Source organism: Pseudomonas rosaeacicularis (assembly GCF_057128745.1).
Genome location: NZ_JBSKHT010000023.1, coordinates 1 through 26,021 on the forward strand (window position 1 = coordinate 1; position 26,021 = coordinate 26,021).

Genomic DNA, 26,021 nt, shown 5'->3' on the forward strand with positions numbered 1-26,021 from the left:
CGCTGTTCGTTGGCTTCCATAAGAATGCCACCGTGGCGCACAGACGCCTCGGCTTGGGCGAGTCCATCCAATTACAGGCCTTCGGCAGAAGCAGACCGTAGGCTACTGCGGCTTTTCGAACGGCTTATCAAAGGTGATTTTCGGCTCTTTCAACGGGCCTTCGACCTTGTACTGGACGCTGGCAAAACGCGCTACGCGATCGCCCAGCAGTTTATCGACCAGAAACAAGGCACCGCCAATGGCCGGGGCGCCGACGAGCAGGGCCGCAATCGGCAGGTTATTGGTCACGGGCAACGTCACCAACACCTTGGCGTCAACGCGGTCCTTGACCATGTCCAATGTACCGTTCAGCTCAAGGTTGCTCGAAGGCCCGGTCAACGTGATCGGATCACGGGTCACGTAAACACCATCGCTTGCCGCCAACAGCCCTTTGACCTTGTCGTAACTCAAGCCTTTGCCCACCAGGTCCGAGAAGTCCAGACGCAAGCGGCGGCCAATGGAATTGAAGTTGAGCAGACCAAACACCCGCAACGCTGCGGCACCGCCTTCAACTTCGACGAACTGACCTCGGCGCAACGTCGCATCCAGGCTGCCGGAATAACGTTTGAGTGACACCCATGCAGGCGATCCCGGCCAACGACCGTCAGCGTTCATTTCGAAGTCTTCACTGGTGACCGTTGGCGCAAAACCCCAAGCCTTGAGGATATCGCCCAGGTTCTTGCCCGAGACCTTACCTTTGAACCAACTGCTGGTCGCTCCCGGCGCACCTTCCCAACCGCCGTTGCCCTGCAGCAACATGCCTTTTAGGCCCAGGTCCATATCGGCCAGCTGCATGCCATTAGCGGTCGGTCGCGTTTTCAACGACCAAGCGCCCATCAGCTGATCACCCTGGAACACCTGAGTGACTTTGAGGTTCATGGACGGAATCTTGTGGGGATCTACATCAGCCAGCGGATCCGGCGCGTTTTCAACCACGGCAGCGGTTGGGTCAGGTGCAGGGAGGCGCACATACAGCAGATTGATATCGATCGGCGTCGTTTTGCTATCGGGCAACATAGCCGTGCCCTTCATCAATGAACTGTCCAGCGCCAGCGCCCATGCGGCATCTTTGCGATTGAGCTGCACGCTGGTCTGATTAAGCGTCGAGCCAAAGGCGGTCAGTTTACCGATCTGCAAGTCCACACTGTTGAGCAACTGCTTGGCGCTATCGCCAGGGTCATCTCCGGCATACCGCTGCACCATCGCCTGCCAAGGCGCGATATCCAGTTCCGCCAGCGAGCCACGCACCCTCAGGCCTTTGGCTTCGGGAACAATGGCCCCGCCTTCACCCAGAAACAGCTCACCCCGGCCATCGGCAAGTTTGCCACCCGGCGCTGCGAACGCGAAGCTGGCAAGATTGCCGTAACCGGCGTTGAAACGCCGCTCTGCGCCTTGCAGGTTCATGCTGAAATTGCTGTCGCGCACCTCTTCGGCGGTCTTACCGAACGGAGCAGGCAGATCGATGGCCGAGCCCTTGAGACTGGAATTGATCCGCAACTGGCTGTCACTGCCGTTCAACGTGACCTGCAACTGATACGGCAAGTCGCCCGACACAGGCAGCGTTTGGGTGACGCCGAGCCAATCGGTCAGGCGCTTGACGCTGATCTGGCTACTGGCGGCGATGCGTGTCACCGGAGCGCCCGGTTTGCCTTCGCCGAAAATCTCGGCAGTGACCGGTTTCTCGAACGCTATCGCCTTGATGTTCTTACCGCTCAGGCCCTTGGCATAATCAAATCGGAAATCGCCTTTGAGCTGCGTCAGTTCAAGCACCGGGTCAGCCAGTTTGAGTCGCGCGCTATCGGTCTTGAAATCCACGACGACTTTCGGCTCCTGGCCTTTGACCAGCGGGATGTCGAGGTTGATGTGGCCCTGCAATGGTCCGTCGCCCTGCCAGCCGGCGAAGGTCTGCGCGGTGCCAATGGGCGCTTCCTGAAGAATCTTCACGCCGTCATCCAGGCCCCCGGCAAAATCGCCATCCACTAGCAGATGGCTTGGCTGACCAGCAGGCACATGGGGCACATCCACCGAGACTTTACTGACCTGAGTGTTGAGCAACTTGCCTTTGCTGGCGCGAATACGCACGCCGCTGTTCTCGACAAACACATCGCCATCAACGCCGGTCAGTTGCGGCCAGCCTGGCTGGAACGCCAGATTGGCATTGCGCACTTTGAAGAACAGGCTGATGACCCGTGACACGTCCGAAGCGCTTTTGTTTATTGATCCCTGGTACTGAAAGAAGCCCTGATCGACATTGCCGCTCAAGATCGCCGTGCGCAGCCACTCATCAAGGGCCGGGCTCAGCACTTCAGGCAGGTATTTGGAGGTGTAGCGACCATCGCCATCGACCATGCCAACGCGCAGGTCCATGTAGTCTTCCTGGCTGTGATCGAAATGCAGCCGAATCAGGAAGTCGCTGGCGATCTTGCCTTCATCGCCGAGCACCTTGATGTACGGCGCGATCAGGGTGAAACCTTGATCGTCCAGCGCGTAGGTCAATCGGGCTTCGGCATGTTTGTAGCGCCATTCATTGGCGAAAATCGGGTCAAGGTGCAGCATGAAGTCGTCAGTGTTCAGGCGCAGCTCGCCCTGTCCCAGATCACCGCTGATCGAGCCGGTGACATTCCCTGCGGCGGGCGCCCCGTGATAGGCGTCGAAACCGACCTTGTCCAGATTCGCAGCGAAGCTCAGCCGCTTGGCGCCAGTGGCCTGTGGCCGGTAATCCACAAGCGCGTTGCGCAGGCCGCCGGTAACTTTCAGATGGTCGACTATCTCCATCACCTTGTCCGGTAACGGTGCCCAGGCGTCGAGGAGCGGAGTGATCGGCGTCAGATCAAGCCGGTCGGCCTGTAGGTGCCAGACTTCTTCACTGTCTACGGTCGCTGCGGTCTGCTGGACCTGAATCCGGCTTTCCCAGCGCTTGTCGCCCAAATTCATGGCCAGAGAATCCAGCGATATCGCAAGGCCCGTGTCGTTGCGCTGAGCCCACGCGTTGAGCGCCAGATTTTCGATCTTGCGCGGCTTACGGTCGGCGTAGGCGCCTTTGATCAGTGGGGCGTTGAGCCGCGCAACCGCGCTTTGCACAGCGCCCCTGCCCCAGCTCAACCAGAATTCGCCACCGGCTTTAAGCGATTTTACTTTCCAGTCGCGGGTTAGGCTTTTGGGCAACCACTGCGCCCAGTCGCTTTGTGGCAGGCTCAAGTAGGCGTCGGCTTCGCCTTCACGCCATTGTTTTGCCTGCACGCGGGCGTTGACGTTCAGCGCCAGGGGCTGGCCGTCCGGCAAGGTCAGCCGAGCATCCAGACGTTGATGGCTGCTGCCGGTTTTGAGGGTCAGGCTGACATAAGTCAGTGTCAGCGGCGCCTGGGCAAATGGCTGCAAGGTAATCTGGCTGTCGAACAGCGACAGTCGCGAGACCGTTTGCATCTGCGTCAGTACTTGTTCCGGGTCCAGAGGTTTGTCATTGCTGATCGGCAAGCCCTGCAACGACCAATGACCGCTCTGGTCCTCACTGAGGCTGACTTGCAAGCCGTCGAGTTCGACGTTGGCAATCCGCACTTCCTGTGCTGTCAGGCTTTTCCAGAGGTCGGGGACGGCGCGGACCTGATCGAGTCGCACGGCGCTGGCACCCTCGCCCACCATCACATCATGGGCGACGAAGACCGGTACGAAACCGCTCCAGCTCCCCTCGAGACGCCCGATGCTCAGCGGCATCCCGATCGCAGCCTGCGCTTTGTTTTGCACCTCGACGCGGTACTCGGCCACCATCGGCGCAAGTTGGCGCCCGACGCTGACATAGAGCGCAGTCAACACGACCACCAACGCGCAAAGACTCAGGCACCAGCGCAAAAGGCTCGCGAGAAAACGGGTCAGACGCTCCATGTCGCCGCGCCTCCGCGCAGGACGTGGGCAAATCGCAACCGGCTCAATCCTGCAGGTGTAGGTACGTCCGGTAAGTGCTCATTTGCCACGCAACATTCTCTTTAGAGGGCATCCATGCCGTCGGCCCGTCAGGCGCATTTTCTGTTTTTCGTCACCCCGTCATTCATGGCACGGGGCGTTCACGTTCAGTCAGAGCAGCACAACGTCGTATTGTTCCTGCGAATACATGGTCTCGACCTGAAAACGGATAGTGCGGCCGATAAACGCCTCGAGCTCCGCCACATTGCCAGACTCTTCGTCGAGCAATCGATCAACCACTTTCTGGTTGGCCAGGACGCGATATCCAACCGCCTGATAGGCACGGGCTTCGCGCAGGATCTCGCGAAATATTTCATAGCAGATGGTTTCAGGTGTTTTCAGCTTGCCACGTCCCTGACAACAGGCGCATGGCTCACACAGCACCTGCTCAAGGCTTTCGCGGGTGCGCTTGCGCGTCATCTGCACCAGGCCCAACTCGGTGATCCCGATGATGTTGGTCTTGGCGTGATCGCGTTCGAGCTGTTTTTCCAACGTGCGCAGGACCTGACGCTGGTGTTCGGCGTCTTCCATGTCGATGAAATCGATGATGATGATCCCGCCCATGTTGCGCAGGCGCATCTGCCGGGCAATGGCGGTTGCCGCTTCCAGATTGGTTTTGAAGATGGTCTCTTCGAGATTGCGATGCCCCACGAACGCGCCAGTGTTGACGTCGATAGTGGTCATGGCTTCAGCTGGATCGATCACCAGATAGCCGCCGGACTTGAGCGGCACCTTGCGCTCCAGCGCACGCTGGATTTCATCCTCAACGCCGTACAGGTCGAAAATCGGCCGCTCCCCGGGGTAGTGCTCCAGGCGATCAGCGATTTCCGGCATCAGTTCAGCGACAAACTGAGTGGTCTTCTGGAAGGTTTCCCGCGAGTCAATGCGGATCTTCTCGATGCGCGGGCTCACCAGGTCGCGCAATGTGCGCAGCGCCAGGCCAAGGTCTTCATAAATAACGCTTGGCGCGCCAATGGTTTTGATCTGCTCGCCAATCTGGTCCCACAGCCTGCGCAGGTAGCGGATGTCCATCAGGATTTCGTCGGCGCCAGCACCTTCTGCCGCCGTGCGCAGAATGAACCCGCCCGTCTCCTTGATGCCTTCCTGCGCCACGCAGTCGCTGACGACCTTTTTCAGGCGCTCACGCTCGGCTTCGTCTTCGATTTTCAGCGAGATGCCAACATGGGCAGTGCGCGGCATGTACACCAGATACCGCGAGGGGATCGACAGTTGTGTCGTGAGGCGTGCGCCTTTGCTGCCGATCGGGTCCTTGGTGACTTGCACCACAAGGCTCTGCCCGTCATGCACTAGCGAAGCGATGCCCTCCACTGCCGGGCCTTCGCGCATGGAGATTTCCGATGCATGGATGAACGCAGCGCGGTCCAGGCCGATGTCGATGAAGGCTGCCTGCATCCCCGGCAAAACCCGCACGACCTTGCCCTTGTAGATATTGCCGACGATCCCGCGGCGCTGGGTGCGCTCGACGTGGACTTCCTGCAACACTCCGTTTTCAACCACTGCCACGCGCGATTCCATCGGCGTGATGTTGATCAGAATCTCTTCACTCATGACGTTTTACCTTCCAGGCATTGCCAACAGGGTATGCCGAAACGCTGGAGGATTTCTGCGGTTTCGCACAGTGGAAGGCCGACCACTGCGGAATAGCTGCCATTGAGGCTTTCGACGAAAACGGCGGCCAAGCCTTGAATCGCGTAGCTGCCGGCTTTGTCCTTGGGTTCGCCGCTGGCCCAGTAGGCACTCGCCTCCTCGGCGGCTATCGCGCGAAACTTCACGCGGCTGCTGACGATACGGGTTTCGCAGCGCTGCTGGTCGACCACGGCGATGGCGGTCAGCACCTCATGTTCGCGATCGGACAATGCGCCGAGCATCGCCAGGGCGTCTGCTTCGTCTGCCGGTTTGCGGAGAATCTTGCCGTCGAGCACTACCGCGGTGTCCGCGCCCAGTACGCAGGCGCTCGAGTAAGCGGGATCGTTGGCGAGAAACAGCAGGCCGGCGTCAGCTTTGCCACGCGCCAGGCGCTCGACATAGGCGGTCGGGGTTTCGTCGTTGAGTGGGGTTTCGTCGATGTCGGCGCTAAGAACGGTGAACGTCACGCCGATTTGAGTCAGCAATTCACGGCGGCGAGGTGAGCCAGAGGCCAGGTGAAGTTGGGGCATGGGACGTCTCCGTGTCAGTGAATATCGGCTTCGTGTTGCTTGAAAACAGTGACGCTTCCTCTGTTCTACCCCCGGTCTCGCTTCTGCCCGGAGGGCGTAGGAGCAAGCTTGCTCACGATCTGCCGGGAACCGGCAGCAAAATCATGCGACTCGGGCGTTCAGATACACCGCATGCACTGGGTTTGCTGCCGCTGCGCGCCAGATCGCGGGCAAGCCTCGCTCCTACGGCCTCCGGCCAGAATCAAAAGCGCAAGGCGGCGAAACCCTCAATTTATCTTCAATCGCAAACGCAAGCCGCGCAGACCATAGCTCACCCATGGCCACAACAATGCGCTGACCAATGCCGGCAACACCAGAGCGAGAGTCGGTTGGCGGTTACCGGTCAGGGCACTGAGCCACAACTGGACCAACTGCGCCAGACCGAAAATCACCAGAATCACCAAGCACTGCTGCCACATGGGGAACATGCGCAAACGCTGTTGCAGCGACAGGACCAAAAACGTAATCAGGGTCAGGATCAGCGCGTTCTGGCCCAGCAGCGTGCCATACAGCACATCTTCTGCCAGCCCGAGCATCCAGGCGGTGACCATGCCGATCTTGTGTGGCAGGGCCAAAGCCCAGAACGCCAGCAGCAGCGCGAGCCAAAGCGGACGAAAGATTTCCATGAACTGCGGCAGCGGCGAAACGCTCAGCAACAGGCCAATAGCGAAGGTCAACCAGACGACCCAGCCGTTTCTCGCGGGGGCATGACGAGCCATTATTCTTCCCTCTGCCGCGTTGATTCACGCGTAGGCGCTGATGCAGCAGGCGCAGTCGCGGGCGGCTTGGTGGCGGCAGGCTTGGCAGGCGGTTTGGCTACCGGTTTGGTAGCAGGTGTCTTGGTGGGTGCAGCGGCTGGCGTAGCAGCGGGAGTTGCTGCCGGAGTCGAGGCCGGTTTGGCTGGCGTCGTGGCGCCGGGCTTTGCGGCTGTGGCGGTGGCGGGAGTGGTGGCGGGCAACGTTGCCGACGGCACGACGGCAGGATCGGCCGAAGGGTGATCCAGAGATTCCTGCTGTTGCGCGGCATCGGCGGCGCGTTCTTCCGGCGAGCGCCCATCGGAGAACACCAGCAACAGATACCGGCTACGGTTCAACGCTGCCGTCGGCACCGCTCGCACGATGGCAAATGGTTGCCCGGAGTCGTGAATCACTTCTTTCACGGTCGCTACCGGATAACCCGCCGGGAAGCGCTGACCCAGGCCGGAACTGACCAGCAGGTCGCCCTCCTTGATGTCAGCGGTGTCGGCGACATGACGCAATTCGAGACGCTCGGGGTTGCCGGTGCCGCTGGCAATGGCGCGCAGCCCGTTGCGATTCACCTGCACCGGAATGCTGTGGGTGGTGTCGGTCAGCAGGAGAACGCGAGAGGTGTACGGCATCAATTCGACCACCTGCCCCATCAGCCCGCGGGCATCGAGCACCGGCTGACCCAGCACTACGCCATCGCGCTCACCCTTGTTGATGATGATGCGATGAGTGAAAGGGTTGGGGTCCATGCCGATCAACTCGGCCACTTCAACTTTTTCGTTAACCAGCGCCGAAGAGTTGAGCAGTTCGCGCAGACGTACGTTCTGCTCGGTCAGGGCCGCGAGCTTCTGCAGGCGTCCTTGCAGGAGCAGGTTTTCGGTTTTGAGTTTTTCGTTGTCGGCGGCCAGTTCCGTGCGGCTGCCAAACTGGCTGGCAACGCCTTGATACAGACGCTCCGGCAAGTCGGCGATCCAGTAGGACTGCATCAGCACCAGCGACATCTGACTACGGACAGGCTTGAGCAAGGTGAAACGCGCATCCACGACCATGACCGCAACGGATAGCACGACCAGCACCAGCAGACGAACGCCCAGCGAGGGGCCCTTTGAGAAAAGCGGTTTAATAGGCCGCTCCTTCCAGGCATGCGTTCAACGGATTGCGCTTCGATGGGTTGTGCTTATTCATGCGACATGAAACCGGCCCGGTGCAGATTGACGGAAACTACAGACTGACAGACTTTGAACTCCAAAGGGTGTCGTCGACACAACGAACACACAGGCAACACCGGGGGTGCCGCCTGTCGGGTTCATCACAGTTGCAACTCTAGCGCGTTACTCGCTGGAGAGCAGGTCCATGGTGTGTTTGTCCATCATTTCCAGCGCACGACCACCGCCACGGGCAACACAGGTCAGCGGGTCTTCGGCGACGATGACCGGCAGCCCGGTTTCCTGAGCCAGCAACTTGTCGAGATCGCGCAGCAAAGCGCCGCCACCGGTCAGGACCAGGCCGCGCTCGGCGATGTCCGATGCCAATTCTGGCGGGGATTGCTCCAGCGCGCTTTTCACGGCCTGAACGATGGTTGCCAGGGATTCCTGCAACGCTTCCAGCACTTCGTTGGAGTTCAGGGTGAATGCACGTGGTACGCCTTCTGCCAGGTTACGGCCGCGTACGTCGACTTCACGCACTTCGCCGCCTGGGTAGGCCGTACCGATTTCCTGCTTGATGCGCTCGGCGGTGGATTCACCGATGAGGCTGCCGTAGTTACGGCGCACGTAAGTGATGATCGCTTCGTCGAAACGGTCGCCGCCTACACGTACGGATTCGGCGTAGACCACACCGTTCAGGGAGATCAGAGCAATTTCAGTAGTGCCGCCGCCGATGTCGACAACCATCGAACCGCGGGCTTCTTCAACCGGCAGGCCGGCACCGATGGCAGCGGCCATTGGCTCTTCGATCAGGAATACTTCACGGGCACCAGCGCCGAGTGCCGATTCGCGAATGGCGCGACGCTCGACCTGAGTGGATTTGCACGGTACGCAAATCAACACGCGAGGGCTGGGCTGCAAAAAGCTGTTCTCGTGAACCTTGTTGATGAAGTACTGCAGCATCTTTTCGCACACGCTGAAGTCGGCGATCACGCCGTCTTTCATCGGACGAATGGCGGCGATGTTGCCCGGGGTACGGCCCAGCATGCGCTTGGCTTCCATCCCGACAGCAACAACGCTCTTCTGATTTCCGTGGGTCCGAATGGCCACAACCGATGGCTCGTTCAGGACAATACCGCGCTCACGCACGTAAATAAGGGTGTTGGCAGTGCCCAGGTCGATGGAAAGATCGCTGGAAAACATGCCACGCAGTTTCTTGAACATGGGAAAGGGACCCTAGGGAACGCGTGGGTAAAAAAGTGCGGCAAACTCTAACAACGACAGGGATTTTGGGCAAGGAGCCAATATGTTAAATTGGCTGTTTTTCCGAGCACTACCCTCGACGTTCGCGGCCTATGACCGTTTAAAGCGTGTAGTGTTCCGCAATCTGACGTACGGCGCATGCCCTACGCATTCCACTGGAGAACCCCATGGCGCTTGATCGCTCCGACGTGGAAAAAATCGCCCATCTGGCCCGACTTGGCTTGAATGACGCTGATATACCACGTACTACCGAGGCACTTAACAGCATTCTGGGACTTGTCGACCAGATGCAAGCGGTTGATACCACCGGTATCGAACCACTCGCGCACCCGCTTGAAGCCTCTCAACGCCTGCGAGAAGACGCAGTCACCGAAGGCAACCACCGTGACACGTATCAAGCCATCGCACCAGCGGTCCAAGACGGCCTTTATCTGGTTCCGAAAGTCATCGACTAAGGGAATGTGCCCGTAATGCACGATTTGACACTGGCAGAGATCGCTCGCGGACTCGCCGACAAGAAATTTTCTTCCGAAGAATTGACCCGCTCGCTGCTGACGCGCATCGCTCAGCTCGACCCGCAGATCAACAGCTTCATTTCCATCACCCAAGACCTGGCTATCACACAGGCGCAAGCTGCGGACGCACGCCGTGCCGCTGGCGAAAACGGCGCTCTTCTGGGGGTACCGCTGGCCCACAAGGACTTGTTCTGCACCAAGGGCATCCGCACCAGTTGTGGCTCGAAGATGCTCGACAACTTCAAGGCGCCGTACGATGCCACGGTCGTTGCCAAATTGGCCGCTGCGGGCACCGTGACCCTGGGCAAGACCAACATGGACGAATTCGCCATGGGGTCGGCCAGCGAGTCCAGCCACTATGGTCCGGTTAAAAACCCGTGGAACCTTGAGCACGTACCCGGCGGCTCGTCCGGCGGTTCGGCTGCGGCAGTGGCAGCGCGTCTGTTGCCTGCCGCGACCGGCACCGACACCGGCGGCTCGATCCGTCAGCCGGCTGCACTGACCAACCTCACCGGTTTGAAGCCCACCTATGGTCGCGTCTCGCGCTGGGGCATGATCGCCTACGCCTCCAGCCTCGATCAGGCCGGCCCAATGGCGCGCACTGCCGAAGACTGCGCCCTGCTGCTGCAAGGCATGGCCGGTTTTGACACCAATGACTCCACCAGCATCGACGAACCGGTGCCCGACTACGCCGCCAGCCTCAACGGCTCGCTGCAAGGTTTGCGCATCGGCGTGCCGAAAGAGTATTTCGGCGCCGGTCTCGATCCGCGTATCGCCGATCTGGTCATGGCCAGCGTCGAAGAGCTTAAAAAGCTCGGCGCAGTGGTCAAGGAAGTCAGCCTGCCGAACCTGCAACATGCAATCCCGGCTTATTACGTGATCGCGCCGGCAGAGGCGTCCTCCAACCTTTCGCGTTTCGACGGCGTGCGCTTCGGCTATCGCTGCGAAGACCCCAAAGACCTGACCGATCTGTACAAGCGCTCCCGCGCCGAGGGTTTTGGCCCCGAAGTGCAGCGCCGGATCATGGTCGGGGCTTACGCGCTGTCGGCCGGCTACTACGACGCCTACTACCTGCAAGCGCAGAAAATCCGTCGCCTGATCAAGAACGACTTCATGAGCGCATTCGCTGAAGTCGATGTGATCCTCGGCCCGACCACGCCCAACCCGGCCTGGAAAATCGGCGCCAAGAACAACGACCCGATTTCTGCGTATCTGGAAGATTTCTACACCATCACCGCCAACCTTGCGGGTCTGCCGGGTCTGTCGATGCCTGCGGGCTTCGCTGACGGTCTGCCGGTGGGCGTGCAATTGCTCGCGCCGTATTTCCAGGAAGGCCGCCTGTTAAATGTTGCCCACCAATACCAACAGGTAACTGATTGGCACACCCGCTCGCCGGCTGGCTTCTAAGGAGAAAAAACATGCAATGGGAAGTCGTGATCGGGCTGGAGATTCATACCCAGCTCACCACACAATCGAAGATTTTCTCCGGTAGCTCCACAACGTTCGGTTCCGAGCCCAACACCCAGGCCAGCCTCGTTGATCTGGGCATGCCCGGTTCGCTGCCGGTGCTGAACAAGGAAGCGGTTCAGATGGCGGTCAAATTTGGCCTGGCCATCGACGCCGAGATCGGCCAGCACAACGTGTTCGCCCGCAAGAACTACTTCTACCCGGACCTGCCCAAGGGCTACCAGATCAGCCAGATGGAATTGCCGATCGTTGGCAAAGGCCACCTGGACATTACTCTGGAAGACGGCACGATCAAGCGCATCGGCGTAACCCGCGCGCACCTGGAAGAAGATGCTGGCAAAAGCTTGCACGAAGACTTCAGCGGCATGACCGGGATCGACCTGAACCGCGCGGGCACACCGCTGCTGGAAATCGTGTCCGAGCCGGACATGCGTTCGGCCAAAGAAGCGGTGGCATACGTCAAGGCGATGCACGCGCTGGTTCGTTATCTGGGTATTTGCGACGGCAACATGGCCGAAGGTTCGCTGCGCTGCGACTGCAACGTGTCGATCCGCCCCAAAGGTCAGGTCGAGTACGGCACTCGCTGCGAGATCAAGAACGTCAACTCGTTCCGCTTCATCGAAAAAGCGATCAACAGCGAAATCCAGCGTCAGATCGAGCTGATCGAAGACGGCGGCCGGGTTATCCAGCAGACCCGTCTTTACGATCCGGCCAAAGACGAAACCCGCGCCATGCGCAGCAAAGAGGAAGCCAACGACTACCGTTACTTCCCTGATCCTGACCTGTTGCCGGTGATCATCGAGGACTCGTTCCTTGATCAGGTGCGCGCGACATTGCCGGAGTTGCCGCCGCAAAAACGCGAGCGCTTCCAGTCGCAGTTCGGGCTGTCGGTCTACGACGCCAGCGTGCTGGCCTCCAGCCGCGAGCAAGCCGACTACTTCGAAAAAGTGGTCAGCATCGGCGGCGACGCAAAACTGGCGGCCAACTGGGTCATGGTTGAGCTGGGTTCGTTGCTGAACAAACAAGGCGTCGAAATCGATGAGTCGCCGGTCAGCGCCGAACAGTTGGGCGGCATGCTGTTGCGCATCACTGACAACACCATTTCCGGCAAGATTGCCAAGATGGTGTTCGAGGCCATGGCCAATGGTGAAGGCAGCGCCGATGAAGTCATCGAGAAGCGCGGCCTGAAACAAGTCACCGACAGCGGCGCCATCGAATCGATGCTGGACGAAGTGCTGGCAGCCAATGCCGAGCAGGTCGAACAGTATCGCGCGGCAGACGAAGCCAAGCGCGGCAAGATGTTCGGTTTCTTCGTGGGTCAGGCGATGAAAGCGTCCAAAGGCAAAGCCAACCCGCAGCAAGTCAACGAACTGTTGAAGAGCAAGCTGGAAGGTTAAGCCAAACAGCCTCGCAGGATGATGCATAACCTGTAGGAGCTGCCGAAGGCTGCGATGCGATTTCCCATGAAACACCGCATCGCAGCCTTCGGCAGCTCCTACAGGTGTCCTGAGGCTCAATACGATCAAGGACTGCCACTCATGCTGCGGCTTCTCGGCGCTTGCGCCCTGCTTTCCCTGCTGGCCGGTTGTGCCAGCGACGGCCTCATCGATCCACACGGTTACAACGCCTCCGGCAGCGCGTCCTATTACGGTGCCCGGCACCAGGGCAAGCGGACTGCCAGCGGCGAACGCTTCGATCAAAGCAGCTTCACCGCAGCGCATCGCCAACTGCCGTTTGGCACCCGGGTGCAGGTCACTAACCTGGCCAACGACCGAAAGGTCGTGGTACGCATCAACGACCGCGGCCCGCACGCTCGCGGACGCCTGATCGACATATCACGCGCCGCCGCCGAGCAACTGGGCATGCTGCGCAGCGGTACGGCCAAGGTCCGCGTGCAAGCGCTGGACTGAATTTCAATGTTTCACTGACCTGAACAGGTACTCGCAATTCTCGAATTATCGACCCTGCCACTGCCCAACCTGATTGAGCTGATTGGCGGCCTCCTGTTACTCATATTCGGCGCTGAATTGTCGGTACGTGCCGCCGTGGGGCTGGCGGTGATTCTGCAAACCCGACCTTTGTTTCTCGGCCTTACGGTAGTGGCGTTGGGCAGCAGCGCGCCGCAAATGGCTGTCGGGCTACAGGCAGCGTTTTCCAGCAGCAGCGACATCGCAATTGGCAGCGTGATCGGCAGCAACATTTTTAACGTACTGGTAACCCTTGGTCTGGCCGCGCTGATCATTCCGCTGCGGGTCGCCCGGCAACTGGTGCGGGTCGACATTCCGCTGATGATCGCCGCCACTGCACTGGCGGCCGTACTGGCATGGAATGGCGTGCTCAGCCGCCTCGATGGCGTGATTCTACTGCTTGCCCTGGGGGGCTATCTGGTGATCGTGCTGCGTCAGTTCGCCCACGGCACAAGACATTTCAGCCCGGTGCCCGATCAATCCAAACGCCGAATCCGCCCGATGATCGGGCGCCTGTCGATGATGATCGGCGGGCTGGTGCTGATGATTTACGGCAGTCATTTTCTCGTCAGCGCAGCGACGGTGATCGCTCAGGATCTGGGGCTGTCGGAACGGGTGATTGGCTTGACGGTGATCGGCATCGCCACCTCGCTTCCGGCATTGATGACCTCGCTGATCGCCGCCCTGCGTGGCGAGCGCGACATCGCCGTGGGCAACGTGATCGGCAGCAATCTGTTCAACCTGCTGGGGGTGTTGGGCGCGACCGCACTGATCAGCCCGGAGCCGATGACCATCTCGCCCAATGCGCTGGTGTTTGATTTGCCGGTGATGCTGGCTGCGGCCGCTTTGACCCTGCCGCTGTTTTACTCGGGCTATCGGGTCACGCGGATCGAAGGCCTGCTGTTGCTGGCGTTGTACGTGGTGTACGGGCTGCACATCGTATCGTTCACAACAGGCATGCCGCTGGCTGACCGCCTGGAAAATCTGATGATTCACTACGTGCTGCCGGTATTGGCAGTCGGTGTGGCAATCAGCACCGCCCGCGCGTGGCGGCGCCAGCACTGAATCGGCGGTCTCTGTAGGAGCGAACTTGTTCGCGAGGCGTAGGACCTGAAGCATCCGGTAACTCGCCTCGCCAACAAGTTGGCTCCTACAGATTGCCGCTAAATCCACCCACCCCACTGCAAAACAAATATCCCGATATTGGTCGTCACCGCCGCCGCCAGCGTGGTCATGACGATGATCGCAGCGGCCAGTTCGTGATTGCCATTCGCCGCACGCACCATGACGTAACTGGCCGATGCCGTCGGGGCGCCGAAGTACAGAAACAATATCCCCAGCTCCGCGCCGCGAAAACCCAGGGCCCAGGCGCCGAAGGTGCAGATGATCGGCAGCCAGACCATCTTCATCAGGCTGGCACTGATCACCAAACCGCCGCTCTCACGCAACGATTTAAGGGACAACGTGCCGCCGATGCACATCAACGCCAGCGGCAAGGTCATCTGCGCCAGATAGCTGCCAGACGTGTCGAGCCACTTGGGAAAAGGGATCGAGAAGTAGGCGAACGGCGTGGCCAGCACGATGCTGATGATCAGCGGGTTGGCCAGCACGCTTTTGAAAATGCTCCAAGGGTCGGATTTGATCACCGGGCTGTACACGGCGAGCACCACCGTGGAGAGGGTGTTGTAGAACAGGATCACCAGGGCTGCGAGGATTGCCCCGAGCGAAATCCCGTAATCGCCGTACATGCTGGCGGCCAGCGCGAGGCCAATAACACCGTTGTTGCCGCGAAACGCGCCTTGGGTGTAGATCCCGCGCTCGGCGAACGGCACCCGGTAAATTGCCCAGCCCCAAGCGATGGCGAAGCCCACCAGCGTGGCGACGATGAAGTAGATCAACACACCCGGCTGCAACGCGGCGTGCAGATCGGCGTGAATGATCCCCAGAAACAGCAACGCCGGCATGGTGCAGTTGAACACCAGCGCCGACGCAGTGTGGATGAAGCTGTCGTTGATCCAGCCAACGCGCTTGAGCACCACGCCCAGAAACAACATGGCGAACACCGGCGCGGTGATAGCCAGGGTCTCGGAAAAAATGTCCAGCATGCGCAAACCCTGTCCTGTCGTTAGGTGGCTAATGATAGGTCAGCACGAAGGGTTATGTGGCAGGGATTTGCGCGAGATGAGTGGATCTCTGGCTGGTACACGAAAACCGTGGGAGCGGACCTGTCCGCGAAGAGGCCCGTGCAGTCGATACATGTGCAGCAACCCGACCTGCGTATTCGCGGACAGGTCCGCTCCCACAATAAACCGGTTGCGCATCAACCCTTCGCAGGGGCCAGCTTCTTCTCGAACACCGACACGCCGTCCAGATCACGCAGGGTCACGGTCAGCTCGGACGTCTGCCCGTCGATATTCACTTCGCCGAAAAACTGATACCCGGCAAACGGCGATATGTTCTGCGCGGTAGGTGCCTTTTGAAATACCAGCTCCGGGCCGAAGGTTTTGTCGAGCACGTTTGGCCCGTAGGTCCCGGCGTTCAACGGCCCGGCGACGAACTCCCAGAACGGGTCGAAATCCTGAAACACCGCCAGATCCGGTTGATAGTGATGCGCGGCGCAGTAATGCACGTCCGCTGTCAGCCACACACAATCCTTGATCTTCTGCGCGCGCAGATAGCCGAGCAGCTCGGCCATCTCCAGCTCACGTCCTTTCGGCGCACCGTCGTTGGCATTGGCGATGGCTTCCCAACGCGCCACGCCAGGGCTGACTTCGCCATCCGGCACGCCAAGGCCAATAGGCATGTCGGCGGCTATGATTTTCCACTGTGCGGTGGAAGCTGCCAGTTCGCGCTTGAGCCAATCCAGTTGTTCGCGCCCCAGAAACGCAGTGGTAGGCCCTGGTTTGTCGGCAAGATTGGCGTCGTTGCCATCGCGGTAGCTGCGCATGTCGAGCACGAACACATCAAGCATCGGGCCGTAGCTGAGCTTGCGATAAACCCGGCCACCGTTGTCGGCGCTCTGCAACCGCATCGGCGCGTATTCGAGAAACGCCTGACGCCCGCGTTGAGCCAGCAGCTGAATGTCTTTCACCTTGTAGCGATCATCCAGTTGCTTGGTCGGCGACCAGTTGTTGCACACCTCGTGGTCGTCCCACTGCCAGATCTGTGGCACCTCGGCGTTGAAACGGCGCAGGTTGTCGTCGAGCAGGTTGTAGCGATAAGCGCCGCGATATTCGTCCAGCGTCTCAGCGACTTTGCTCTTGGCCTCGGTGGTGACGTTGCGCCAGACGCGGCCGTTTTCTGCGACGATCTCGGCGGGCACCGGGCCGTCGGCGTAAATGGTGTCGCCGCTGTGGATGAAGAAGTCCGGCAGGCGCAGGCGCATGGCTTCGTAGATGCGCATGCCGCCAATGTCCGGATTGATGCCGAAGCCCTGTCCGACGGTGTCGCCACTCCAGACGAAGCGGATATCGCGTTTGGTCTGCGGCACGCTGCGCAGGTGGCCGAACCAGGGCTCGCTGGCGACACCGGTTTGGGCGTCTTCGAAGGACACTCGGTAGAAGATGGCTTGATCGGTGGGCAGGCCGGTCAGTTCCACGCGAGCCGTGAAGTCGGTGCGCTGGTCGGCCAGCAGCGAAACGCTGCGGCGCGGGTTGGTGAACATGCTGCGGGTGTCCCACTCGACCACCATGCGCGAAGGGCGATCGCTGCGACTCCAGACCATCGCGCGATCACCCTGCAAGTCGCCGGACTGCACGCCATCGGTCATTTTCGGACGGTCTTTGACGGACGCGATGACCGCAGGCGCAAGGCCAGGCAACAGCAAACCGGCGCCGGCAGCTTGAATGATGCGGCGGCGGGTCAGGTCGAACTGAGTCATGTGTATCCCCATCAAACGAATGCGAAGGGGTAAAACCTACAGCCTGATGTTGGCTGGAATGTGACAGCGCGCTTCTGATCCTGGCCGCCGACGCGTTTTTTGTAGGAGCTGACGACCCGCGGGAGGCTGCGATTGCGGTGTGTCAGATGTACCGCATCGCAGCCTTCGGCAGCTCCTACCGGTCCTGCGCTGGGCCGAGGTAAATCAAGCCCCGGCAGGCACCGCATCGAGCTCAACCACTTCCGGCCGTTTCAGCACGGCATACAGCAACCCGGTCACCAGACTGCCCGCGACGATCGCCAGCAGATACAGCAGCGCATGGTTGATCGCGTTCGGGATCAGCAGTACGAAAAGCCCGCCATGGGGCGCCATGAGTTTGCAGCCGAAGTACATCGACAACGCGCCAGTCAGCGCGCCACCCGCGATGCTCGCCGGGATCACCCGCAACGGGTCTTTGGCGGCAAACGGGATTGCACCTTCGGAGATGAAACACAGCCCCAACACCAAGGCCGCTTTGCCCGCTTCCCGTTCACTCTGGGCGAACTTGCGGCGGGCAATGAACGACGCGATGCCCATACCAATCGGCGGCACCATGCCCGCTGCCATGGTCGCGGCCATCGGCGCCCCACTGCTCGACGCCAGCAAACCCACCGAAAACGCATACGACGCCTTGTTAATCGGCCCACCCAAGTCAACGCACATCATCGCGCCGAGCAATACGCCCAGCAGTACGGCGTTGGCGGTGCCCATGGTGTCGAGAAAATGCGTCAGGCCTGCAAGCATTGCCGCGACCGGCTGGCCGACCACGTAGATCATCACCAACCCGGTAAATGCGCTCGCCAGCAACGGAATGATCAGAATCGGTTTGAGCGCTTCCAGGCTTGGCGGCAACTTGGCATAGCGATTGACCGCCCAGGCGCTGTATCCCGCGAGGAAACCGGCGATGATCCCGCCAATAAATCCGGCGCCCAGGGTGCTCGCCAGCAGACCGCCGATCATGCCGGGGGCAAGCCCTGGCCGATCGGCAATCGAATAAGCGATATAACCGGCCAGCAATGGCACCATCAGCTGGAACGCAGCGCCAGCGCCGATCTGTTTCAGAGCGGCAGCCAAGGTGCCTGGCTCTTCGGCTGCATGAATGCCAAACACGAACGACAGCGCGATCAACAAACCGCCCGCCACCACCATCGGCAGCATAAACGAGACACCCGTCAGCAAGTGTTTGTAGACCCCGGTTTTCTCTTGCTTGGCAGGTGTTTTCGAAGCGCTGGCCGAAGATTCGACCTCGGCTTCAGCGAGTGCTTTTTTCAGCGTTGCCTCGGACTGCTTCAGCGCGATACCAGTGCCGCAGCGATAGATTCGCTTGCCCGCGAAGCGCTCGGTCGCGACTTCGATATCGGCTGCGAGCAATACCACATCGGCGTCGGCGATGGCCTGGGCACTGAGCGGGTTACGTGCGCCGACCGAGCCTTGGGTCTCGACTTGCAACTCATAGCCGAGCTTCTTGGCGGCCTGTTGGATGGCCTCGGCGGCCATGAAGGTGTGCGCAACGCCGGTAGGACAGGCCGTTATCGCCACCAATCGCGGCTGAGCAGAAATCGCTAAAGGCGCGGAGTCGGAAGCGGACGGTGCAACGTACGGTTTTGCCAGTTCGGCAGCGTTGCGCAGGAAGCCATCGACGTCCTGCAACGCTTGCGCGGGCGTCGCTTGATGCAGACGCTTGCCGGCAAAACGGGTCAGGTCCAGCGGGCCGGTGTTGACCACCAGAACCCAGTCTGCCGCCTCGATATCGGCATCGGTCAGTTGTTGTTCCAGGTTGCGCGGGTTGTGCACCTCAACGCTAGTGCTCCAGCCCTGGCGTTGCGCGGCGGCATCAAGTAAACGCGCGCTGAGGACACTGCTGATCTTGCCGTTGGGACAGGCCGTAACAATCGCTAACTTCATTACCAACCTCTCCTTTCAACACAAACTGAACGGGCTATTTTGGGTGCCCTCCGAACGACGCAGACTTCTGTAGGAGCCAACTTGTTGGCGAGACGGCTGACGCGGTGTGCCTGCCAGGACGCCTCGCGAACAAGTTCGCTCCTACAGAAAGTGCGTTTGAACAACGTGAGCGCACTCATTGTTCAGTCAACGGACGTACGTTGACGCCGCTGGCAAGTCGCTTGAGCTGTGCGACGTCGTTGATGCCGAAACCGATCTGGGTGACGGCCATGGCGGCAATTGCCGTGGCTATACGCAGGGTCTGCTCGGCGGGATGGCCGCTTAGCAAACCGTGAACCATGCCCGCTAGCAACGAATCACCGGCGCCGACAGTGCTAGCAACAGTGACCTTGGGCGGCAACGCCTGCAACGCCACGCTGGAACTGAACCAGTGCACGCCTTCGGAGCCTTGGGAGATCACCACATGCTCGATGCCGTTCTCGCGCAAGCGCGCGGCGGCTTCTGCCTGGGCGGCAATCGAAATGATCGGCGAATCGAGGGCGTCCGCCAGCTCTTCGGTATTGGGCTTGATCAGCCACGGCGCGGCTTCAAGCCCTGCGCGCAACGCTTCGCCACTGGTGTCCAGCGCCACTTTCAAACCTTGGGCGTTGAGGCGCAGCAGCAAGGCTTTGAGCCATTGCGCATCGACGCCACGGGGCAAGCTGCCTGCCACCACCACCAGATCAAAACCCGGTGCGATCTGCTCGATCCGCGCCGCCAACGCTTGTTGCGCCTCGACGCTAACCTGCGGCCCGGCGCCATTGACGTCGGTAATCCGCCCGGTGCTTTCGGCCAGCTTGATGTTGCTGCGGGTTTCCCCCGGCACGCGCACGAACTCATCGATAAAGCCGCGCTGGGCGAACAGCGTTTCAAACGGCTGCTGATTGTCCACGCCGAGAAAGCCCGCCACCGTCAGCTCATGACCAAGATCGGCCAGCACCTGCGCCACGTTCAGGCCCTTGCCTGCGGCGTGACTGAGCATGGCTTCGCTGCGGTTGACCTGGCCGACCTGCAACGGGCCCAACTGCACGGTCAGGTCCAGCGCCGGATTCATGGTCAATGTCAGAATTTTCGCCATTACAGGCCCTCCACAAGCGCGCGGACTTCGCCAGCCGTGCCGACGGTCAAGGCCGCCTGCGCCAGCTGTTTTGCACCGATAAGATTCAATTCGCGCACGCAGGCTTTGACTTCGCCAATGCTGCGCGCCGAAACGCTTAATTCATCGACCCCAAGCCCCACCAGAATCGGCACTGCTACTGGATCTGCCGCCAGCTCGCCGCATACACCGACCCATTTGCCATGGGCATGGGCCGCGCGAACCGTGATGTCGATCAGTTGCAGCACGGCCGGATGCAGGCCGTCAGCCTGGGCCGAAAGCGTCGGATGGCCGCGGTCGATGCCCAGGGTGTACTGGGTCAGGTCGTTGGTGCCGACACTGAAGAAATCCACCTCTTTGGCCAGGACCGGCGCCAGCAGCGCGGCTGACGGCACTTCGATCATGATCCCCAACTGTAAATCCGCGACCGGGATTTCCAGGCGTAAACGTTCGGTCATGTCCCGCGCCTGACGCCACTCCTCAACCGTGCCGACCATGGGGAACATGATCCGCAAAGGGCGACTGTCAGCCGCACGCAACAAGGCGCGCAGCTGGCTTTCCATGACATCGGGTCGCTGCAAGGTCAGACGGATGCCGCGCACGCCAAGGAAAGGATTTTCTTCCTTGTCGATCGGCCAGTAGGGCAAGGGTTTGTCGCCGCCGACATCAAGGGTGCGGACCACCAGCGGACGACCTTGCAGGTCGTCGAGCACGCGGCGGTATTCGGCTTCTTGCGTGGCTTCATCCGGGGCGGAACTGTGGGCCATGAACAGCAATTCGGTGCGCAGCAGGCCAATGCCCTCGGCGCCCTGCTCCACCGCAGCCGGCGTGCCTGCGCTGTCACCAATGTTGGCGAACACTTCGACTGCATGGCCGTCGCGTGTGAGCGCAGGTTCAAAGCGTAATGCGGCAGCGGCCTGCAAGCGTTTGTCTCGGGTGTCGCGGTCCTGAATGGCGCGCTGCACAGTGGCCTCATCCGGTGCCACGTTCAAACGACCACGCTGGCCGTCGATCAGCAGCGTCGTACCGGACTTGATCAACAGCACCGCATCGCCCGCCCCCACCAGCGCCGGAATGCCCAGAGCGCGAGCGACGATGGCGCTATGGGCAGTGGCGCCACCGCGCGCGGTCAAAATCCCCGCGACACGCACCGGGTCCAGGCGCGCGACATCAGAAGGACCCACTTCGTCCATCACCAGAATGTAAGGTTGCTCAGGCTCGACCAGGTCATCGACGCCACAGATCTGCGCCAGCACCCGGCGCCCGACGTCACGCAAGTCTGCAGCGCGTTCGGCCAGCAACGCGTCTTGCAGCTGTTCCTGCTGACGGGCCGCTTCTTCGATCACGTTGATCCAGGCGGCCGCCGCGCTCTCGCCTTTCTTCAGGCGCGCGGCGACTTCGTCCACCAACTCCGGGTCGTCGAGCATTTCCTGATGAGTGATAAAAATTTCGCGGATTGCCTTGGCGGTGCTGCGCTGAATCAGGCGCTGAATGTCTTCACGCACCTCGGCCAGCGCCGATTGCAGACGCTCGTGCTCGGCAGCGTGGGACTCGCCTTGCAGCGGGTAATCGAACACCGGCAGCACGTGAACATGAGCCGGCCCGATAGCGATGCCGGGAGATGCGGCTATAGCCTGGATCTGGCTGCCGTCGGCCGGGGCCTGGAGCGTTTTGGCGACAACCGCCGCAATGGGTGTGGGTGCAGCAGCGGTGGGCAGCGGCTCGATGTCCTCGCCAAGGCCTTCACGAACGGCGGCGATCAGCGCAGGCAAGGCGTCGCCGGCCACGTTGGGCTCGGCGATGAATTCCAGCACCTGACCCCGTCGCGCACCCAGGCTCAGCAGTTTGCTCAGGCTTTTGACCGACACAGCGCTTTCGCCGCCGTCGACGATGCGCACCCGCACATCGCCCTCGAAGCTTTTGGCCAGTTGCGCGAGGATTTTCGCCGGGCGCGCGTGGAGTCCGTGAGCGTTGGCCAGACCGATACGCTCAGTGGGCCAGTCTTCGGGCACCTCGCCGCCCAACACTTGCAGCACCGCGCGGCTGTTTTTCGCGCTGCCCAGTTCGTGGCCACGGCCTTCGATCAATAACGCGCACAGTCGCTCAAGCAACGCTTGATGGGCTTCGCCCAGACTGGCCAGACAGAACAGCCCCGTCAGTGGCTGACCGAGGTGGCGAATCGGTTTGTCGGGTGTGACGAACGCAAGGCCTGGACGCTTGACCATCTGTTCGCTGTGCAGCCACCACAAGCCATCGCCCAAAGGCAGTGGCTCGACCTGTTGCAGTACGGCGGCAAAACCGTTGCTGGCGCAGTCGGCTCGACGCAGCAGGCGCGCGCCGTGCCAGACCAGTTCTTCGAAATCATCCACGGAAACGCCGAGGCTGATCATCTGCGCATCCAGCGCCAACGCTTGCGGCGCGCCTTGCAGCAGTTTGAGCAGCGCTTCTGGACTTTGGGCCTGACGCAACGCTTCACCGAGGTCGGTTTCGCCGAGGGCACGGGTCAGCAATTGCAGCAAACGCAGGTGCTCATCGGACTTGGTGGCGATGCCGATGGCGAGATAGACGATCTGGCCGTCGCCCCAATCCACGCCTTCCGGGAATTGCATCAGGCGCACGCCGGTGGCGAATACCAGCTCGCGGGTGTCCGGGGTGCCGTGGGGGATGGCGATGCCTTGACCCAGGAAAGTCGAACCCTGCTGCTCGCGGGCCTGCAGCCCGGCGAGATAACCTTCGGCTACCAGGCCGTCGGCCACCAGCAAATCGGCGAGCAGCTTTAAGGCAGCGGGTTTGTCCGCCGCCGCTTGCGCCATGGAAATTTGCTCTATGGTGAGTTCGAGCATGCTTCTCTCCTTACAGCGCAGGGCGCGCCCGGTTCTTGTTTTGTAGATCGATCATCGATGATCGATCGTGTCAGCGTAAAAGCGATACCACTCTGACCACCGCTTGAACGCAAGTTCAGCGCCGTAAATACGATAGCTGAATCGTTTAATCTAAATCGCCGGGCACGTTACTCGATAATCTCGTTGGGTTGAAGTCCATCCGGTCGAATCTGTAGAAGCGAATTTATTCGCGAGAGGATTTTCAGCTCACACCGTTTGCCGGACGTAAGATCGTCTCGCGAATAAATTCGCTCCTACAGTAAAGCGTCGTCTGGCATGAGTCTGATGCAATGATGACCCAGATCGGTGAGAATCCTCGGCGATATGATCAAGCCCGCCTCACACAACAAAAGGAATGTTCGGGTTGAAACTCAGTGATATTGCGCGCTTGGCGGGTGTGTCCGTGACGACTGCCAGCTACGTGATCAACGGCAAGGCCGAACAGCAACGCATCAGCAGCGCTACCGTGGAGCGTGTTCGCGCGGTGGTCGATGAACATGGTTTCCGGCCTAACCCTCAGGCCGCCGGCTTGCGCAGTCGTCATACGCGCACGCTGGGTTTTATTCTGCCGGACCTGGAGAACCCCAGTTACGCGCGGATCGCCAAGCAACTTGAACAAGGCGCCCGGGCTCGCGGCTATCAGTTGCTGATCGCCAGTTCCGACGATGACCCCATCAGTGAGCTGCAATTGTTGCAGCTGTTTCGCGCCCGTCGATGCGATGCGCTGTTCGTCGCAAGCTGTCTTCCGGCCAGCGATGACAGTTACCGCGCGCTGCAAAAACAAGGGCTGCCGATCATCGCCATCGACCGGGAAATGGACCCTGAGCTGTTCTGCTCGGTGGTCAGCGATGACCATGACGCCAGCCAGCAACTGACCCGCAGCTTACTGGAAACCCGCCCCCGCCACATCGCCCTGCTCGGCGCGCGCCCGGAACTGAGCGTGAGCCGCGAACGCACTGCAGGCTTTAAAGACGCCCTCGACGGCTTCACGGGCGAGGTGTTCATCGAGCACGGCGAAGCATTCAGTCGCGACTGTGGCTTACGTCTGGCCACGGAACTGTTCGACCGACTCGGCCACATGCCCGATGCGTTGATCACCACGTCCTACGTATTGCTGCAGGGCGTTTTCGACCTGTTGCAAAAACGCACGCTGAATCCGGACCAGCTCCATCTCGGCACTTTTGGCGACACCCAGTTGCTGGACCTTCTGCCGTTGCCAGTCAATGCCATGGCGCAGCAGCATCAGCTGATTGCGGAAAAAGCCTTGTCCCTGGCGCTGGATGCCGTTGAGAAAGACGTTTACGAACCGGGGGTGCACGCCATCGTCCGCACGTTCAAGCAACGCATCCACGAGGTCTGACGTTGAAGCTGTTCGATACCCACACCCATCTGGACTTCGACGATTTCGATAAGGATCGCTCTGAGGTGCTAGCTAATTGCCAGCAACTGGGCATCGAGCGTGTGGTGGTGCTGGGCGTCTATCAGCGCAATCTTCAACGGGTGTGGGATTTGGCGCTGAGCGAGCCGTCGGTGTACGCCGCATTGGGGCTGCACCCGATTTACATCGATGAGCATCTCCCGGCGCATCTGGACGAATTGCGCGAGCGATTGAGTCATCTGGCCGGGCATCCGAAGCTCTGCGCCATCGGCGAAATCGGTCTGGATTACTACCTTGAAAGTCTGGACCGCACGCGCCAGCAACAGGTGTTCGAAGCTCAGTTACAGATGGCCGCCGACTTCAACCTGCCCGCGCTGCTCCATGTGCGCCGCAGTCACGCCGATGTCCTCGCAACGCTCAAACGCTTCAAGCTCAAGCGGGCGGGGATCGTTCACGCGTTCGCCGGCAGTCGCGAAGAAGCGCGCGAGTACATCAAGCTGGGGTTCAAACTGGGTCTGGGCGGCGCGGCAACCTGGCCACAGGCGCTGCGCATGCATCGTGTGCTCGCCGATCTGCCGCTGGACAGCGTTGTTCTGGAAACCGACTCACCGGACATGGCGCCCGCGATGTATCCCAATCAGCGCAACAGCCCGGAACACTTGCCCGATATTTGCGCGGCGCTAGCAGGGATCATGGGCGTGGAGCCCGACGCATTGGCGCAGGCCAGCACTCATAATGCGAATCAGGTGTTCGACTGGCGCTGAAGCTGTCAGCGATTTCATTTTGTAATAAGAAATTTCAAAGCCCTACTGCGGTCCCTTAGGTATCACTCATTTGTACCAAGGACACCGGCAATGAAATTCTCCAGGTTCGCTCAGGCGTTATCTAAGTGGACAGGCAGCCCCAAGACCTTTCTGATCGCCGTTTTGCTGATCGCCACATGGGCCTGCACTGGGCCAATGTTTCACTACAACGACACCTGGCAGCTGATCATCAATACCTCGACCACCATCATCACGTTCCTGATGGTATTCCTGATTCAAAACACTCAGAACCGCGATACAGACGAGCTGCACATCAAAATCGACGAGCTGCTGCGGGTGTCCAAAGACGCGCAAAACGCAGTGCTCAGCCTCGACAATCTGGATCAGAAAGAGCTGCACGCGCTGCGTAAAAAGTACAAGGCGATGGGTGACGGCGTTGAGATCGATCACACCCAACCGTTCCCGGAACCGCTGTCCGACGAGCAGGTTAACAAGATGGCCACTGATCAGCGCTGAGGAACTACGCAGCTGTGTGGGCTTCTTACCTTTACGTCCTGACGCCGACGCACACCTGTAGGAGCCAACTTGTTGGCGAGGCGGTTCACGCGGCATTACCTGTAGATCGCCTCGCGAACAAGTTCGCTCCTACAGAAGATATGACGTCAACGCAATCCTGTAGGAGCCAACTTGTTGGCGAGGCGGTTCACGCGGCGTTACCTGTAG

19 protein-coding genes are annotated in these 26,021 nt (G+C 60.4%); 8 read left to right on the plus strand and 11 right to left on the minus strand.

Translation table 11 applies throughout. From position 1 onward, the window contains the following. Window positions 1–102 precede the first annotated feature (102 nt). From ACWKWM_RS25465 to mreB, 6 genes are all read right to left on the minus strand, one after another. Window positions 103–3,918: a YhdP family protein gene (locus ACWKWM_RS25465; RefSeq protein ID WP_483848766.1), complete on the minus strand. Its 3,816-nt coding sequence runs from the start codon at window positions 3,916–3,918 to the stop codon at window positions 103–105. A 189-nt stretch (window positions 3,919–4,107) separates the two neighbouring features. Continuing rightward, window positions 4,108–5,565: a ribonuclease G gene (gene rng / locus ACWKWM_RS25470; protein ID WP_483848767.1), complete on the minus strand. Its 1,458-nt coding sequence runs from the start codon at window positions 5,563–5,565 to the stop codon at window positions 4,108–4,110. Then, window positions 5,562–6,173, minus strand: a complete 612-nt coding sequence (locus tag ACWKWM_RS25475) for a Maf family protein (RefSeq protein WP_483848768.1) — start codon at window positions 6,171–6,173, stop codon at window positions 5,562–5,564. The genes rng and ACWKWM_RS25475 overlap by 4 nt, the downstream gene beginning before the upstream one ends. A 266-nt stretch (window positions 6,174–6,439) precedes the next feature. Next, entirely contained in the window at window positions 6,440–6,931 is a 492-nt protein-coding gene (mreD, locus tag ACWKWM_RS25480) for a rod shape-determining protein MreD (RefSeq protein ID WP_065990112.1), read from the minus strand. Further along, the gene (gene mreC / locus ACWKWM_RS25485; protein WP_483848832.1) at window positions 6,931–8,052 is read right to left on the minus strand and encodes a rod shape-determining protein MreC; all 1,122 of its coding nucleotides are present in this window, start codon (window positions 8,050–8,052) and stop codon (window positions 6,931–6,933) included. Before mreC ends, mreD begins: the two co-directional genes overlap by 1 nt. A 237-nt stretch (window positions 8,053–8,289) precedes the next feature. Further along, on the minus strand, window positions 8,290–9,327 hold the full coding sequence (mreB, locus tag ACWKWM_RS25490) for a rod shape-determining protein MreB (protein WP_020292894.1): 1,038 nt from the start codon (window positions 9,325–9,327) through the stop codon (window positions 8,290–8,292). A gap of 206 nt (window positions 9,328–9,533) precedes the next feature. Between mreB and gatC the strand changes: the two genes are divergently transcribed. The 5 genes from gatC (at window position 9,534) to ACWKWM_RS25515 (ending at window position 14,380) form a co-directional block, all read left to right on the plus strand. After that, window positions 9,534–9,821 carry an Asp-tRNA(Asn)/Glu-tRNA(Gln) amidotransferase subunit GatC gene (gene gatC, locus ACWKWM_RS25495; RefSeq protein ID WP_483834118.1) on the plus strand — a complete coding sequence of 96 codons (288 nt, stop codon included), beginning with the start codon at window positions 9,534–9,536 and terminating at the stop codon, window positions 9,819–9,821. 15 nt (window positions 9,822–9,836) lie between these two features. Continuing rightward, window positions 9,837–11,288 carry an Asp-tRNA(Asn)/Glu-tRNA(Gln) amidotransferase subunit GatA gene (gatA, locus tag ACWKWM_RS25500; protein ID WP_483848769.1) on the plus strand — a complete coding sequence of 484 codons (1,452 nt, stop codon included), beginning with the start codon at window positions 9,837–9,839 and terminating at the stop codon, window positions 11,286–11,288. An 11-nt stretch (window positions 11,289–11,299) separates the two neighbouring features. Continuing rightward, window positions 11,300–12,745, plus strand: coding sequence for an Asp-tRNA(Asn)/Glu-tRNA(Gln) amidotransferase subunit GatB (gene gatB / locus ACWKWM_RS25505; RefSeq protein ID WP_483848770.1), 1,446 nt, complete (start codon window positions 11,300–11,302; stop codon window positions 12,743–12,745). Between the two features lie 141 nt (window positions 12,746–12,886). After that, window positions 12,887–13,258: a septal ring lytic transglycosylase RlpA family protein gene (locus tag ACWKWM_RS25510; RefSeq protein ID WP_483848771.1), complete on the plus strand. Its 372-nt coding sequence runs from the start codon at window positions 12,887–12,889 to the stop codon at window positions 13,256–13,258. Window positions 13,259–13,327: 69 nt separating this feature from the next. Beyond that, a complete protein-coding gene (locus ACWKWM_RS25515) occupies window positions 13,328–14,380 on the plus strand; it encodes a calcium/sodium antiporter (protein WP_483848833.1) in 1,053 nt (350 codons plus the stop codon). A gap of 98 nt (window positions 14,381–14,478) precedes the next feature. On the opposite strand, the gene ACWKWM_RS25520 is transcribed toward ACWKWM_RS25515, so the two are convergent. The 5 genes from ACWKWM_RS25520 to ptsP form a co-directional block, all read right to left on the minus strand. Continuing rightward, complete coding sequence (locus ACWKWM_RS25520) at window positions 14,479–15,420, minus strand: AEC family transporter (RefSeq protein WP_483848772.1); 942 nt, start codon at window positions 15,418–15,420, stop codon at window positions 14,479–14,481. A gap of 215 nt (window positions 15,421–15,635) precedes the next feature. Beyond that, window positions 15,636–17,195: an alkaline phosphatase D family protein gene (locus tag ACWKWM_RS25525; RefSeq protein WP_483848773.1), complete on the minus strand. Its 1,560-nt coding sequence runs from the start codon at window positions 17,193–17,195 to the stop codon at window positions 15,636–15,638. A gap of 204 nt (window positions 17,196–17,399) precedes the next feature. After that, window positions 17,400–19,139 carry a PTS fructose-like transporter subunit IIB gene (locus ACWKWM_RS25530; RefSeq protein ID WP_483848774.1) on the minus strand — a complete coding sequence of 580 codons (1,740 nt, stop codon included), beginning with the start codon at window positions 19,137–19,139 and terminating at the stop codon, window positions 17,400–17,402. Window positions 19,140–19,314: 175 nt separating this feature from the next. Next, on the minus strand, window positions 19,315–20,256 hold the full coding sequence (gene pfkB, locus ACWKWM_RS25535) for a 1-phosphofructokinase (RefSeq protein WP_483848775.1): 942 nt from the start codon (window positions 20,254–20,256) through the stop codon (window positions 19,315–19,317). Further along, window positions 20,256–23,117, minus strand: coding sequence for a phosphoenolpyruvate--protein phosphotransferase (gene ptsP, locus ACWKWM_RS25540; RefSeq protein ID WP_483848776.1), 2,862 nt, complete (start codon window positions 23,115–23,117; stop codon window positions 20,256–20,258). Before ptsP ends, pfkB begins: the two co-directional genes overlap by 1 nt. Before the next feature lie 403 nt (window positions 23,118–23,520). On the opposite strand from ptsP, the gene cra reads away from it, so the two are divergent. The 3 genes from cra (at window position 23,521) to ACWKWM_RS25555 (ending at window position 25,814) form a co-directional block, all read left to right on the plus strand. Then, complete coding sequence (cra, locus tag ACWKWM_RS25545) at window positions 23,521–24,516, plus strand: catabolite repressor/activator (RefSeq protein ID WP_483848777.1); 996 nt, start codon at window positions 23,521–23,523, stop codon at window positions 24,514–24,516. Window positions 24,517–24,518: 2 nt separating this feature from the next. After that, complete coding sequence (locus tag ACWKWM_RS25550) at window positions 24,519–25,298, plus strand: TatD family hydrolase (protein WP_483848778.1); 780 nt, start codon at window positions 24,519–24,521, stop codon at window positions 25,296–25,298. 90 nt (window positions 25,299–25,388) lie between these two features. After that, window positions 25,389–25,814 carry a low affinity iron permease family protein gene (locus ACWKWM_RS25555; RefSeq protein ID WP_483848779.1) on the plus strand — a complete coding sequence of 142 codons (426 nt, stop codon included), beginning with the start codon at window positions 25,389–25,391 and terminating at the stop codon, window positions 25,812–25,814. Window positions 25,815–26,021 lie beyond the last annotated feature (207 nt).